This window comes from Streptomyces sp. XY431, assembly GCF_001279805.1.
GTDB classification, from domain to species: Bacteria; Actinomycetota; Actinomycetes; order Streptomycetales; family Streptomycetaceae; genus Kitasatospora; species Kitasatospora purpeofusca.
Window position 1 is genome coordinate 29,164 of the sequence record NZ_LGDO01000525.1, and the last position, 13,831, is coordinate 42,994.

At 74.0% G+C, this 13,831-nt stretch carries 11 protein-coding genes; 2 read left to right on the forward strand and 9 right to left on the reverse strand.

All coding sequences use genetic code 11. The annotated features are described in order from the left end of the window. The first annotated feature begins 116 nt into the window (after positions 1-116). On the forward strand, positions 117-1,610 hold the full coding sequence (locus ADK60_RS40415) for an ABC1 kinase family protein (protein ID WP_053652010.1): 1,494 nt from the start codon (positions 117-119) through the stop codon (positions 1,608-1,610). 217 nt (positions 1,611-1,827) lie between these two features. On the opposite strand, the gene ADK60_RS48275 is transcribed toward ADK60_RS40415, so the two are convergent. The 4 genes from ADK60_RS48275 to ADK60_RS40435 form a co-directional block, all read right to left on the reverse strand. Beyond that, complete coding sequence (locus ADK60_RS48275; protein ID WP_353612671.1) at positions 1,828-2,226, reverse strand: putative WhiB-interacting protein; 399 nt, start codon at positions 2,224-2,226, stop codon at positions 1,828-1,830. Next, entirely contained in the window at positions 2,223-2,588 is a 366-nt protein-coding gene (locus ADK60_RS40425; protein ID WP_391384974.1) for a WhiB family transcriptional regulator, read from the reverse strand. The genes ADK60_RS48275 and ADK60_RS40425 overlap by 4 nt, the downstream gene beginning before the upstream one ends. A 168-nt stretch (positions 2,589-2,756) precedes the next feature. Further along, complete coding sequence (locus tag ADK60_RS40430) at positions 2,757-3,233, reverse strand: hypothetical protein (protein ID WP_045939079.1); 477 nt, start codon at positions 3,231-3,233, stop codon at positions 2,757-2,759. A gap of 250 nt (positions 3,234-3,483) precedes the next feature. After that, positions 3,484-5,751, reverse strand: coding sequence for an ATP-dependent DNA helicase UvrD2 (locus ADK60_RS40435; protein ID WP_079009104.1), 2,268 nt, complete (start codon positions 5,749-5,751; stop codon positions 3,484-3,486). A gap of 333 nt (positions 5,752-6,084) precedes the next feature. Between ADK60_RS40435 and ADK60_RS40440 the strand changes: the two genes are divergently transcribed. Next, positions 6,085-6,342: a mycoredoxin gene (locus tag ADK60_RS40440; protein WP_045939078.1), complete on the forward strand. Its 258-nt coding sequence runs from the start codon at positions 6,085-6,087 to the stop codon at positions 6,340-6,342. Positions 6,343-6,426: 84 nt separating this feature from the next. Here the strand turns inward: ADK60_RS40440 and ADK60_RS40445 are convergent, their stop codons facing one another. From ADK60_RS40445 to ADK60_RS40465, 5 genes are all read right to left on the reverse strand, one after another. Next, entirely contained in the window at positions 6,427-7,281 is an 855-nt protein-coding gene (locus ADK60_RS40445; RefSeq protein WP_053652012.1) for a GntR family transcriptional regulator, read from the reverse strand. 236 nt (positions 7,282-7,517) lie between these two features. Next, complete coding sequence (gene nudC, locus ADK60_RS40450; protein WP_045939090.1) at positions 7,518-8,468, reverse strand: NAD(+) diphosphatase; 951 nt, start codon at positions 8,466-8,468, stop codon at positions 7,518-7,520. Positions 8,469-8,528: 60 nt separating this feature from the next. Beyond that, positions 8,529-9,941: a dipeptidase gene (locus ADK60_RS40455; protein ID WP_053652014.1), complete on the reverse strand. Its 1,413-nt coding sequence runs from the start codon at positions 9,939-9,941 to the stop codon at positions 8,529-8,531. Positions 9,942-10,141: 200 nt separating this feature from the next. Then, positions 10,142-13,015 (reverse strand): FtsX-like permease family protein, encoded by a 2,874-nt coding sequence (locus tag ADK60_RS40460; protein WP_053652016.1) that lies wholly within the window; start codon positions 13,013-13,015, stop codon positions 10,142-10,144. Beyond that, positions 13,012-13,782, reverse strand: a complete 771-nt coding sequence (locus ADK60_RS40465) for an ABC transporter ATP-binding protein (RefSeq protein ID WP_053652018.1) — start codon at positions 13,780-13,782, stop codon at positions 13,012-13,014. The genes ADK60_RS40460 and ADK60_RS40465 overlap by 4 nt, the downstream gene beginning before the upstream one ends. Positions 13,783-13,831 lie beyond the last annotated feature (49 nt).

The window sequence follows — 13,831 nt, forward strand, 5'->3', positions numbered from 1 at the left end:
ACCACCCCGGCGGGGCGGCCGATTCCGGCCGGGGCCGCACCGTCGAGCGGGCACAATGGCGTATGACGGTCGGCCCCCGCCGCGGGGGCCTGGGGCATGTCGACTTGGAGGCCCGGGTGAGCGATCTTCCGCGCAAGGCAATGACCCGCACGGCAAGACTCGCCGCCCTGCCGCTGGGGATAGCCGGCCGGGCCACCCTGGGGCTGGGGAAGCGGATCGGCGGCCGGTCGGCCGAGGTGGTGACCGCCGAGCTGCAACAGGCGACCGCCGATCAGCTGTTCAAGGTCCTGGGCGAGCTCAAGGGCGGGGCGATGAAGTTCGGACAGGTGCTGTCCGTCTTCGAGGCCGCGCTGCCCGAGGAGGTGGCCGGACCGTACCGGGCGGCGTTGACCAAGCTGCAGGACGCCGCGCCGCCGATGCCGGCCGCGAAGGTGCACGCGGCGCTGGCGGAGCGGCTGGGCGCGGACTGGCGGAGCCTGTTCCTGGAGTTCGAGGACCGGCCGTCGGCGGCCGCGTCGATCGGCCAGGTGCACCGGGCGGTGTGGCACGACGGCCGCACCGTCGCGGTCAAGGTCCAGTACCCGGGAGCCGGTGACGCGCTGCTGGCGGACCTGTCGCAGCTGAGCCGGGTGGCATGGCTGCTGGGTCCGCTGATTCCGGGTCTGGACATCAAGCCCTTGATCACGGAGCTGCGGGAGCGGGTCGCCGAGGAGCTCGACTACGAGCTGGAGGCCCAGGCCCAGCGCCGTCACGCCGAGGAGTTCGCGGACGATCCGGAGATCGCGGTGCCCGGGGTGGTGGCCCAGACGGACCAGGTCCTGGTGTCGGAGTGGATGGACGGCACGCCCCTGGCCGAGGTGATCGCCTCGGGCTCGCAGGAGGAGCGGGACCGGGCGGGGAAGTTGCTGGCGCGGTTCCTGTTCGCCGGTCCGTCGCGGACGGGCCTGCTGCACGCGGATCCGCATCCGGGCAACTTCCGGCTGCTGAAGGACGACGGCCCGGTGGAGGGCTGGCGGCTGGGGGTGCTGGACTTCGGGACGGTGGACCGGTTGCCGGGCGGGTTGCCGGCGCCGATCGGGGCGTCCCTGCGGATGGCCCTGGCCGGGGACGCCGCGGGTGTGCTGGCGATGCTGCGCGAGGAGGGCTTCGTGAAGCCCTCGATCGAGCTGGACCCGGACGCGGTGCTGGACTATCTGGTGCCGATCATCGAGCCGGCGGCGGTGGAGTCGTTCCACTTCACGCGGGCGTGGATGCGGGCCCAGGCGGCGCGGATCGCTGATCCGCGCTCCCCCGCGTACAACCTGGGCAAGCAGTTGAACCTGCCGCCGTCGTACCTGCTGATCCACCGGGTGACGCTGAGCACCATCGGGGTGCTGTGCCAGTTGGGCGCGAAGGCGCCGTTCCGGGTCGAGATGCTGGAGTGGCTGCCGGAGTTCGCGGGGCCGGGCTCGGCGAGCAGCCGTCCGACGGCAAGGCCGGCGGCTCCGAAGGGCACGACCCAGAAGGGCACCTCGCAGAAGGCCGCAGCTCCGAAGGCCGCAACCCAGAAGGCCCCTGCGGCGAAGCGGTCGGCGCCCGCGCGGCGCCGGGGCCCGTCGACCGGGGACTGACCGCCCAGCCACCCGCCGCCCCACCGGCCCGCCACGGCGGCAACCGCAGCAACGGCCGCAGGCCGCCTCCCGAAGTCGGGGGGCGGCCTGCGGCGCGACGGGGGTCCGGCGGGGCCGGGCGGGTACCGGCGTCCCGGTCACCTGCCGGCCTTGCCCGGGCATGGCGATATCGCCTCGGGTCGTCGCCACCTCTCGGTGGTACGACCTCGGGGCGATGTCACATCAGGGCGACGGCGATGGCCTTGCGGGCCCGCAGCGAGGCACGCTCGGCCTTCTGCTTGAGCCGGTGCGCCCGGGCGACCCGGCCGACGAGCCGTTGGTGCTCGGCCTCCTGGAGGCGCTCTTGCATATGGGCCCGGGCCAGGGATTCGTGGAGGAGTTGCATTTCGAGGGTCCTGTTCTGGATCTGAAGTTCGGTGGTCTGCTCAGCGCGGACGGTCGGATCGATGGCGGCGGCGGTCATGTGGTGGTCCTGCTCGGGGTGCGTCGTCGGGAAGGGGCGGATGCGGGCGGCGTCGGCCTTGGCGGCCGCGAGGCGTACGGAGCGGCGGAGGGAGTTGTCCGGCAGGGGCTGCTCTCCCCGGCGGACGGCCTCGGCCCCGGACGCGGGGTTCACGCCGCGACCTCGGTCTTGCGCGGGCGGCCACGCGGCCGCTTGCGGGCCACGACGACACCCTGGACGAAGAGCTCGCCACCCCAGACGCCCCACGGCTCGCGGCGCTCGACCGCACCGGTGAGACAGGCGTCCTTGACCGGGCAGGTGCCGCAGAGGGACTTCGCGTACTCGACGTCGGCGGGCGTCTCGGCGAAGAAGACCTCGGGGTCGAAGGCGCGGCACGGGATGGGGAGACCGAGCTGCTCGGCCTGGTCGATCGAGGTGAACTGCATGGGGAGAACCTCCGGGGGGTCGGCCTGGTCGGCCTTGATCTGGGTTGTCGGCGGTACGGACGGGGTGGGCGGTGTGATGACCGTGGACACTGTGTGCGTCTTCCTCGTCTTCTCAGTGGGTCCGGCTCAGCTGACTGGTGGGGCTGGGCCGGAGGCCCCGGAGGGCCTGGGTGGTCTTGCGTACCGGACAAAACAGAAGGGCCGCGGATCCCGGTGTGACGGGGTTCCGCGGCCCTGGAGGCGCCGACCTGAGGTTGCTCAGGTTCGTTCTCTCCAGGGTTCAGGCCCGCGGAAGGCCCGCATCCGGATGGCCGTGGCGTCCGCGAGGACGACCATGGCCCGGTCGATCTGCTGCTGGTTCTGCTTCTGGGCGTTTCCGGCACCGCTGACCTGCGCATAGTCGCCATGCATGGCGACTACGGCCGTCTTCGGTGCCTGGGTCGGTCGCTCGTCACGCGGGGAGCGGGACTCGTCGACCGACGCCCAGTCGCCGGACAGACCAATCTCGACACGGGTGGCCCCGAAGCTGCCGCCCTCATCGCCATTGCTGCCGAAGCCAGTGTGTCCAAGACCACTGACAACGGAGGCGGCGAAGGCGGGGACAACGGAGACACCGGTGGTGTCGAGACCCAGACCGGTTCCGCACAGCTCAGCGGTGATCCGCAGGCTGGCGGCGGCACGCACGGAGGCAGCGTCGACGGTCTGGCCAGTCATTTTGGTGATCATGATGTCCACTGTCTTCGCCTCCTCTCGGCGTCTCGCGGAGCCTGGTTTCCCGGGCTCCGAACTGTTCGGATGTCTGTCTCGGTGAAGCTGGTGGGGCAGGGGGGCACAGCGACAGGTTTCACCCCGTGCGTTCGCGTCCCCTTGACCGCTCCGGCAGGCTATTGCGCTCCCGGTACGGCGCGCAAACTATTTTTCCGGCGAGTTTCCCGACGGTCTCCTCGGCGCTCCCCGGCGCCGGCTGTGATCGCCCCGGACCGGCTCAGGCCGGTTCGTCCGACTGACCGTCCATGACGTCCGCCGGATCCCCCTCGGGCTCCTCCCCCGCACACAACGAGAGCACGGCCGCCCCGTATTTGTCCAGCTTCATGGCCCCGACCCCGGAGATCACGGCCAGCTCCTGGCGGTTGGCGGGGACGTCCTCGGCGATGGCCATCAGAGTGGCGTCGGTGAAGACGACATAGGCGGGCGCGCCCTGCTCCCTGGCCTGAGCGGCGCGCCATTCGCGCAGCCGCTCGTAGAGCGCCTCGTCCATGGTGGAGGGGCAGGTCTCGCAGCGGCGGAGCTTGCGCTCGACGGCCTCGGTGAGGACGCGCTCGCAGACCCGGCAGGTGACCGGGCCGCGGACCCGGCGCCCGGCGGAGCGCTCGCCGCCCTCGACCCCGCCGCGTCCGCCGCGCCCGGCGGGGCGGCTGCCGGGGGCGCTGGAGCCGGGGCGCAGCCCGTCCAGGAAGCGGGTGGGCTTGCGGGAGGCCCGGCCGCCCGGGGAGCGGGAGAGCGCCCAGGACAGGGTGAGGTGCTTGCGGGCGCGGGTGACGCCGACATAGAGGAGGCGGCGCTCCTCCTCGACCTGCTCGTCCGTCTTGGCGTAGATGATCGGCAGGGTGCCCTCGGTGAGGCCGACGAGGAAGACGGCATCCCACTCGAGGCCCTTGGCGGCGTGCAGGGAGGCCAGGGTGACCCCCTCGACGGCGGGGGCGTGCTGGGCGGCGGCCCGGGCGTCGAGTTCGGCGACGTAGGCGGCGAGGTCGGTGGTCAGCCCCTCGGCGGTGCGGCCGCGCTCGAACTCCTCGGCGAGCCGGACCAGCGCGGCGAGGGATTCCCAGCGGTCCCGGACGGCGCCGGAGCCGGCGGGGGGCTCGGGGGTGAAGCCGCGGGCGGCGAGGACGGCGCGGACCTGTCCCGCGAGATCGGGGGCGCCGTCGGTGACGGGGTCGGAGCCGGCCCGGGCCGCGCCGCGGAGCAGCACGCCGGCGTCCCGGACCTCGGGGCGCTCGAAGAACCGCTCGGCGCCCTTGAGCTGGTAGGGGACGCCGAGGTCGGAGAGGGCCTGCTCGTAGACCTCGGACTGGCCGTTGGTGCGGAAGAGGACGGCGATCTCGCTGGCCCGCACACCGGCGGCGATGAGGTCCTTGATCCGCCGGGCGGTGGTCTCGGCCTCGGTGGGCTCGTCCTCGTACTCGGTGTAGAGGGGTTCGGGGCCGGCCTCGCGCTGGGAGACGAGTTCGAGGCGGTGGCGGGCGGCCTCGCCCCTGGCCTGGGCGAGCAGCCCGTTGGCGAGGTGGACGACCTGGGGGGTGGAGCGGTAGTCGCGGACCAGCTTGACGACGGTGGCCTCGGGGTGGCGGGTGCGGAAGCCGAGCAGGTAGTCGGGGGTGGCACCGGTGAAGGAGTAGATGGTCTGGCTGGCGTCGCCGACGACGCAGAGGCTGGCGCCGCCGCCGGGACCGGTCCACTGGTCGAGGAGGCGCTGCTGGAGCGGGGAGACGTCCTGGTACTCGTCGACGGTGAAGTGCCGGTACTGGGCGCGGACCTGGTCGGCGATGTCGGGACGGTCCTCCAGGATCGCGGCGGTGAGCAGCAGGACGTCCTCGAAGTCGATGTTCCCGCGGCGGCTCTTGGTCTCCTCGTAGACGCGGTAGACCTGGGCGGTCTCGGCGGGGTCGCGGGGGGCCTCGCGGCCGGACTTGGCGACGGCCGCGGGGTAGTCGTCGGGGCCGGTCTGGGTGACCTTGGCCCATTCGATCTCGGCGGTGAGGTCGCGCAGCTCGGTGCGCTGGACGCGCAGGCCGCAGCGGCCCGCGGCCTCGGCGACCAGCTGGACCTTGCGTTCGAGCAGCTGCGGGACGGGGCCGCCGATGGCGCGGGGCCAGAAGTAGTGGAGCTGGCGCAGCGCGGCGGCGTGGAAGGTCCGGGCCTGGACGCCTTCGGCACCGAGCTGGCGCAGGCGGCCGCGCATCTCGCCGGCGGCGCGGGCGGTGAAGGTGACGGCGAGGACCTGCTGGGGCTGGTAGACGCCGCTGCGCACGCCGTAGGCGATGCGGTGGGTGATGGCCCGGGTCTTGCCGGTGCCGGCGCCGGCGAGGACGCAGACCGGACCGTGCAGGGCGGTGGCGACGGCCCGCTGCTCGGGGTCGAGTCCGGCGAGGACGGCGTCGGGGCCGCCGCCGGCGGGGTGGCCGGTCCGGTGCGCGTCCTGGTGTCCGTCGAACGGGCTGCCGCTCAAGAGGTCTTCCTGCATGCGTTCCATCCTCTCAGCCCGGGCGGACATCCCGGGCAGGGTTGTCCACAAGCCCGGTGCGATCGCCGGATGATCGCGGCGCGGACGGCGGGTGGTGGCATACCCGGGGCGTGTGCCTCCGGGCGCGCGCCGTTATGCCGGGTCGGCCTGCCCCGCCGGAATGCCGGGACCGACGTGGACCGACGCCGTGCACCGACGCCGTGGAACGACGCCGTGGAATGACCGCCGGGCAGTGGACGTTGTCCCCCCGGAGCCGTGAAACGCACGCGGTACCGGTACGCGCGCGCGTCAGCGTCCGCACGCCCCTCTCCACCCGATTCGCTATCCGAAGGAGTCCCCTCGATGTCCGGCAGCGTGACGATGTACAGCACGACCTGGTGCGGCTACTGCAACCGGCTCAAGAGCCAGCTGGAGCGCGAGGGCATCGGTTACACCGAGATCAACATCGAGGAGGACCCGGCGTCGGCGTCCTTCGTCGAGTCGGTGAACGGCGGCAACCAGACCGTGCCGACCGTGCTGGTGACGCCGGCCGCCGGCGGCGAGCGGGTCGTGATGACCAACCCGAGCCTGCTGCAGGTGAAGAAGGCCCTGGCGGCCTGACGCCCAGCAGTCCGGCATCCGGCGGTCCGGCACCCGGCAGTCCGAGGCCCGGCGGTCCCGGCCGGCGCGCGCCCGCCCCGCGGGTCACTGCGCGTCGGCCCGGGCCGGGTCGACGGGGGCCGCGGGCGCGGGCAGCGTGGTCCGGACGGCGAGGTCGCCGACCCCGTAGACCAGCCGGCTGCGGTCGGCCGAGTAGCGGGTCTCGATGACCCGGACCGGCCCGCGCCGGTCGTAGGTGACCCGGGTCTGGACCACCAGCGGCACCCCGGGGCCGCCCTGGAACCACTGGGCCTCCTCGGGGCCGGGCATCCGGGCGACCAGGTGGTCGACGGCGCCGACCTCGGTGCGGCCCAGCGCGGCCAGCACGGCCTCGTCGCCGCCGTCGATCTGGTCGGGTTCCATCAGCGGGGTGCCGGCGGCGAGGCCGGCCCGGTAGTGGCTCTCCTCGATCGAGTACGGCTCGCGGTCGAGCAGGCGCAGCTGGCGGCGGACGACGATGGCCTCGCCGGGGCGCAGTCCGAGGCGCTCGGCGATGTCGACGCGGGCCCGGACGATCATCATCTCGAAGTCGACGGTGAGTTCGCGTCCGCTGTCGTCGGCCTCGCCCCGGTAGACGGCGCTGGGGGTGGCCAGGCAGTCCAGCGGGGCGGGGCCCTGCGGTTCGAGGCGGGGTGCGGGTCCGTAGGCGCGGTGGTCGAGCACGGGGTGCTCGCGCAGATAGGTGCCCTTGCCCTGGAGACGGACGAGCCGGCCCTCGTTGACGAGGACGTCGACGGCCAGGCGGACGGTGTTGCGGGCGACGCCGTACTGGCGCTCCAGCTCGCTCTCGACCGGGAGGGCGGCCGCGGTGGTGAACTCGCCCTCGGCGATGCGGCGGCGCAGGTCCGCGGCGAGGCGCTGGTATTTGGGGGATTGGGCGGTGCCCCGGGGGATTGTCACCCGAGTGAATGTAGCGAGACGGGTGAGCGGCTTTCAGGCGTTTGCGGCAAAGTCGCCCGGGATCGGTGACAGTGTCCCCCCGGTGCCCTGGGGCCCTTCCGGGCAGGGCCGCTCCGATTACGAACATCCTGGGGAGACAGGTTCGGAATGGAAATTGGGGGCGCGCGAATCAACTCCGCGCGCCCCCAATCCATGGAACGCTCCGACCCCCCGGCCCCTCGGGGCCGCCGCCGGAATTACCAGCGGGCCGCCGTCGGCAGCGGCTCGCCGTACCAGAGCTCGACCAGGTGCCGGGCGATCGAGATCCCGGACGGCGGCAGGATCTCCCCCGCCGCCATGCCCGCCCGCAGCTCCTCCCGGGAGAACCAGCGCGCCTCGGCCAGCTCCTCCCCGTCCACGGTGATCGCGGTGCCGTCCGGGTGCGCCTTGCCCAGGAAGCCCAGCATCAGACTGGACGGGAACGGCCACGGCTGGCTGGCCACGTAGGAGACCTCGGCGACCTTCACCCCGGCCTCCTCGTACACCTCGCGCACGACCGCCTGCTCGATCGACTCCCCCGGCTCGACGAAGCCGGCCAGCGTCGACCAGCGGCCCTCGGGCCACAGCGCCTGGCGGCCGAGCAGGCAGCGGTCCTGCTCGTCGGTGATCATCATGATCACGGCCGGGTCGGTGCGCGGGTAGTGCTCGGCCGCGCAGGAGGTGCAGCGCCGCACGTGCCCGGCGCCGGCCTTCTCGGTCGGGTGGCCGCAGCGCGAGCAGAAGCTGTGCAGCCGGTGCCAGTGCTCCAGGGCGACGGCGTGCACCAGCAGCCCGGCGTCCCGGTCGGAGAGCAGCGCGCCGACCTCGCGCAGCCCGGCCGGACGGGCGTCGCCGTCCAGTCGGCCCGGCAGGCTCTCGCCCGCCAGCGCGAAGTAGGAGACGCCGTCCTCGTCGGTGCCGAGGAAGTACCGGTCACCGTTCTGCGGCGCCTCGAAGGAGGGCAGCAGGACCAGCTCGGTCCCCTGCCCGCTGTCCACCACGAACGCCTCGCCGCCGGCGATCGGCAGCACCTTGGTGGACGGGTGGCTCCACGCGGCCGCCAGCCAGGGCTCGTCGACCCGGTGCTGGGCCGCCCGGTCCACCCCGGCCCGGGCCAGCGCCAGGTGCAACGGGTGTTCGGTCTCAGGCACGGTGCTCAACTGTTCCATCCCCACGTGATGAGTCTTCCGGACGGGTCGGGTGCGCCGCGCGGGCGGGGCGCTGCCGATTCACTCCTGCCCACCGCCGGGCCGCCAGTTCTCGGCGAGGTCGGCCCACAGGTAGGCGGCGGTCTCGACGCCCTTGGCCAGCAGGTCCAGCTCGACCTTCTCGTCCACCGAGTGCCAGCCGTCCGAGGGCACCGAGATGCCGAGGAACAGCACCGGCGCGCCGAGCACGTCCTGAAGGTCGGCCGCGGGGCCGGAACCGCCCTCGCGGGTGAACAGGATCCGCTGCTCGAAGGCCCGGCCCATGGCCCGGACGGTGGACTGCAGCGCCGGGTGGTCGAGCGGGGTCAGGCAGGGCCTGGTCGCGCCCGGGAAGACCAGCTCGTACCTGATGCCCTCGGGCACCCGGTCGGCCACCCAGGAGCGGACGGCCTCGCGGACCTTCTCGACCTCCTGCCCGGCGACCAGCCGGAAGGACAGCTTCAGATGGGCCGAGGCGGGCACGATGGTCTTGCCGCCGGGGCCGGTGTAGCCGCCCCAGATGCCGTTGACCTCGGCGGTCGGGCGGGCCCAGATCCGCTCCAGGGTGGAGTAGCCGGCCTCGCCGCGGGTGCCGTACGACTTGGCGACCTTCAGCCAGGCGGCCTCGTCGAAGGGCAGCTCGGCGAAGAGCTCGCGCTCGCGGTCGGTCAGCTCGACCACGCCGTCGTAGAAGCCGGGGACGGCGACCCGGTGGTCGGCGTCGTGCAGACCGGCGGCCAGCTCGGCGGCGACGGCGGCCGGGTTGGGCACGGCGCCGCCGAAGGAGCCGGAGTGGATGTCGGTGTCCGGCCCGTACAGGTCGATCTGGGCGTCCGCGAGGCCGCGCATACCGGTGCAGACGGTCGGCGTGGTCTCGGACCACATACCGGTGTCCGAGATGATGACCACATCGGCGGCCAGTCGGTCGGCCTCGCGGCGGACCAGCTCGGCGAAGTGCGGCGAGCCGGACTCCTCCTCGCCCTCGACGAGCAGCTTGAGGTTGACGGCCGGCGCGGTGCGGCCGGTGGCGGCCAGGTGGGCCCGCACCCCGAGGGTGTGGAAGAAGACCTGGCCCTTGTCGTCGGCGGCGCCCCGGGCGTACAGCCGGTTGCCGACCACGGTCGGTTCGAACGGGTCGGTCGCCCAGCCGTCCTCGCGGGCGGCGGGCTGCACGTCGTGGTGCCCGTAGACGAGCACGGTCGGCGCGGACGGGTCCCCGGAGGGCCACTCGGCGAAGACCGCCGGCAGGCCGTCCGTCTCCCACACCTCGGCCACCGGGAAGCCGGTGTCGCGCAGCTTGGCGGCCAGCCACTCGGCGGAGCGCCGCACGTCCGCGGCCCGGCCGGGGTCGGCGGACACCGAGGGGATGCGCAGCCAGTCGGCGAGGTCCGCGAGGAAGGCGGCCTGGTGCTGGTCGATGAAGGAGCGGACGACGCTGTCCGGGGTTCTCGTCATACCGACGACTTTAGTTCGCCCGGGCACCCCGCAGCGGCCCCGGTCCCACCGGGCGGGCACCCCGGTGCCTGTAACGTCCGTCACCCCCGGACGCGCGCGGGAAGCGGCGCCGGGGGCGACGGGTCGACAGAACGGTCGACGGAACAACGGGAAGGACGGCGGGGACCGGCGGACCGGCGGACCGGCCCACCCGGCGGGGATCAGCCGGAGCGGCGCAGCAGCGAGATCCGCGAGCGCGTGAGCAGTGCGGCCAGCGCCACCGCGAGCAGCGGCAGCACGACCACGGTCACCCCGATGTTGAGCCAGGGGAACACCACGATGCCCTTGGCCGCCTCCTCCTGGAGGCTCATCCCCGGGTAGCCGGACCCGGCGGCCTCGACCTTGCGCAGGGCGACGGCGGGCACGATGCCCGCGGCGGCCCCGAGCAGGGCGCCCATGGCGGCGATGACCCCGCACTGGAACCCGGAGAGGGTGCGCCGGATCCGGGGCGCGGCGCCGACGGCGGCGAGGGTGGTGAGGTCCCGCTGGGAGTCGGCGGCGGCGAGGCCGGTCGCGATGCCGGCGGCGCCGAGGGCGACGAGGCCGGCGAACGCGGTGAGCCCGAGGCTGATCAGGTCGCCCGGGGACTGGTAGCCGCGCTCGACCTCGAACTCGATGCCGTCGGACAGCTTGGCGAGGGCGGCCCGGGCCCGCTGCTCGGCGGCGTCGGCGGGCGCGGTGTCGGGCAGCCAGACGGAGCCCGCGTCGCTGCTGGTGAGGCCGAGCCGGTGGACGGTCTCGGCACTGACCACGGCGGTCCCGCCGGGGTTGAACGGGCTGGTGACGAACACCGCGTCGACGGTGACGGTGCGCGCGGCGGGCTCGAAGTCCGCGTCCATCGGGCCGTCGGGGTAGGGCTCGGTGAGTTCGAGGGCGACCTTGCCGTCCTTGAGGTAGCGCTCGTCGAAGACGACGGCCTTGCCCTGGGCGATCGCCTGCCCGGCGGCCGGGTCGGTGACGCCGTAGAAGTTGCGCAGCAGGGCGGCGTCGCCGGACTGGACGGCGCCGAAGCTGTTGCCGCGGGTGATGACGCGGTCCTTGCAGCGCTGGTCCTCACGGCCGAGCCGTTCGATCTCCTCCTGGCTGAGGGTGCGGCGGCCCTTGCCCCAGATCGGGCACTTCCGCTCCTCGGGCAGGGCCACCGAGACACGGCCGCAGCTCTGGCCGGAGGCCCGGCAGTCGCCCAGGTAGTTGACCCGCTGGACGTCGGCGCGGGCGCCGAGGCCGGGGACGGAGTTCTGCACGGCGCCGCGCTGCTGGGACAGCATCGAGCCGTCGGCGGCGGCGCCCCAGCCGCTGGACAGGATGACGACGTTGGCGGGACCGGCGGCCACGTACTCGCGGCGGTGCTCCTCGTCGCTGCTGGCGACGTAGACGCCGACGGCGACGCTGCCGGCCACGGCGGCCATGACGGCGGCGACGGCGGGGGCGGTGCGGCCGCGGTGGCGGACGGAGTCGCGCAGGGCGAGGCGGGGGCCGAGCGGCAGCCAGCGGCCGATCCGGCCGAACAGGCCGACCAGGTAGGGGGTGAGGGCGACCATGCCGAGCTCCGCGATCACGGAACCGCCGAGTACGGCGAGCGAGCGGCTGCCGAAGCCGCCGGTGGCGCCGAGCAGGGCGAGGGCGGAGCCGCCGCCGAGCATGAGCAGGCCGAGCAGGGCGAGCTTGCGGCTGGGCGGCTTGAGGTTGTCGCGCCCGGTGAGGGCGGCGACGACGTCCTGCCGGGAGGCCTGGACGGCGGGCACGACGGCGGCGAGCAGACCGGTGACGAGCCCGATGAGCAGGATGCCGAGCAGGTCGAGCGGCTGCAGGTCGAAGTGGCCGAAGCGCTGGCCGGCGGCCTCCTCGGCGCGGGTGCGGAGCAGGGCGACCAGACCGATGCCGCCGGCCAGACCGACGACGGCGCCGGTGAGGCCGAGGACGACACCGCCACCGAGGACGACGGCCCGCACCTGGGCGCGGTCACCGCCGCCGGCGGCGAGCAGGCCGAGCTGGCGGCGGGAGCGGCGGGCGCCGACGGCGAAGGCGGGGCCGGCCAGCAGGACGATCTCCAGCAGGGCCATGCCGACCACGGTGCCGAGGACGACGACGGCGGTCCGGTCGAAGAAGGGGGTGCGGCCGCTGTTGCCCTGGCTGTCCTGGTAGGCGTAGAACGGCACCTCGGAACGGGCCGGCGGGTCGAGGAGCACGGCGCGCGAGGCGGTGGCGAAGCCGTACTTGTTGAGCTCCATCACCTTGGGCCAGTCGACGACGGCCCCGGCGGGGAGCTTGACCAGCCAGTGGCTGACGCTCTCGCTCACCGAGCTGGCGCCGCTGCGGACCCCGCTGTTCGGCAGCTTGTCGAGCACGGTGCCCGGGCGGGCGAACAGGACGGCGGTGCGCAGGTCGCCGGGGTACTCGGCGACGCCGGTGATGGTGAAGGGGGTGGATTCGAGGCCACGGGGCGCGGTGCGGTCGCCGATCCGCAGCCCGGAGACGTTCAGGAACTCCTGGCTGGCGGCCACTTCGTGGTCGGCGCTGGGGGCGCGGCCCTTGACGATGTCGTAGCGGCCGCGCCAGACCGGGTCGGCGAGGTCGGCCTCGGTGATCCGGACGTTGGCGAGGCCCTCGGCGGTGCTGGTGGCGACGTAGGGGCCCTCGCGGAACGGCACCAGGGTGGCGCCGGGCAGGAGCCGGCGGGCGAGCTCGACGGGTTCGGTGTCGAGGCTGAGCCGCTGCTCGGGGGTGTAGGCGGGCTGCCCGTTCTCCTTCTTCGTCTCCGAGGCGTCGGTGAGGTGGTAGTCCTCGTCGGGGTCCGGGGCCTGGAGGACGACGGCGCCGCGGTCGAGGATCTGCAGTTCGGCCGCGGCCTGGCCCATGGTGCGGACGGCCTTCTCGACCGGGTCGAGGTCGGCGCTGCGGAAGACCACGTCCGCGCCGGCGACGCCGAGCACGGGCAGGGCGACCATGGCGATCACGAGGGCGCTGCGGCCCTTGGCGCGCAGGGCGTCACGGCGGGCGATGCGCAGGGCGACCCGCCAGGAGCTGAGCTTCACTCCGCCACCGGGCCCTTCGCGTTGGTGGCGGCGGCGAGGAGGAGGCTGCCGGCGTCCTGGCTGGCGCTCTCGTCGACCATGCGGCCGTCGCGGAGGAAGACGACGCGGTCGGCCCAGGCGGCGTGCCGGGCTTCGTGGGTGACCATCATGGCGGCGGCGCCGGCGTCGCAGCGGGCCCGCAGCACGGCGAGCACGGACTCGCCGGTGGTGGAGTCGAGGGCGCCGGTGGGCTCGTCGGCGAGCACGAGACGGCGGTCGCCGATGAGGGCGCGGGCGATGGCGACGCGCTGCTGCTGACCGCCGGACATGTCGTCGGGGAAGCGGTCGGCGAGCTCGGGGATGCCGAGCTCCTCCAGGGCGGTGAGGGCCTCGCGGCGGGCGGCGCGGGCGGACAGGCCGTCGAGTTCGCGCGGCAGGGAGATGTTCTCGGCGGCGGTGAGGGCCGGTATCAGGTTGTAGTCCTGGAAGACGTAGCCGACGGAGCGGCGGCGGACCTCGGCGAGCCGCTTGCGGCCGAGGCCGCCGAGGGCGACACCCTCGACCAGGACCTGGCCGGTGCTGGGGCTGTCGAGGCCGCCGGCGAGGGTCAGCAGGGTGGACTTGCCGGAGCCGGACGGGCCCATGACGGCGACGAACTCGCCGGGGCGGACCTTGAGGTCGACGCCGCGCAGCGCCTGGACCTCGGCGGCGCCCTGGCCGTGGACACGGGTGACGTGGTCCAGGTGCAGGACGGCGTCGCCGCTCCTGGTCGGATCGGTGTGGGACACGGTTCCCCCTGCTGTGGTGGGGCCCGTCGCGCGATGGCGGCGGTCGGGC

What these genes read in the sequence shown, in the direction of transcription:
- ADK60_RS40455 (WP_053652014.1), bottom strand. Translation starts at nt 9,941, where the DNA reads ATGACGAGAACCCCGGACAGCGTCGTCCGCTCCTTCATCGACCAGCAC.
- nudC (WP_045939090.1), bottom strand. Translation starts at nt 8,468, where the DNA reads ATGGAACAGTTGAGCACCGTGCCTGAGACCGAACACCCGTTGCACCTG.
- ADK60_RS40440 (WP_045939078.1), top strand. Translation starts at nt 6,085, where the DNA reads ATGTCCGGCAGCGTGACGATGTACAGCACGACCTGGTGCGGCTACTGC.
- ADK60_RS40435 (WP_079009104.1), bottom strand. Translation starts at nt 5,751, where the DNA reads ATGGAACGCATGCAGGAAGACCTCTTGAGCGGCAGCCCGTTCGACGGA.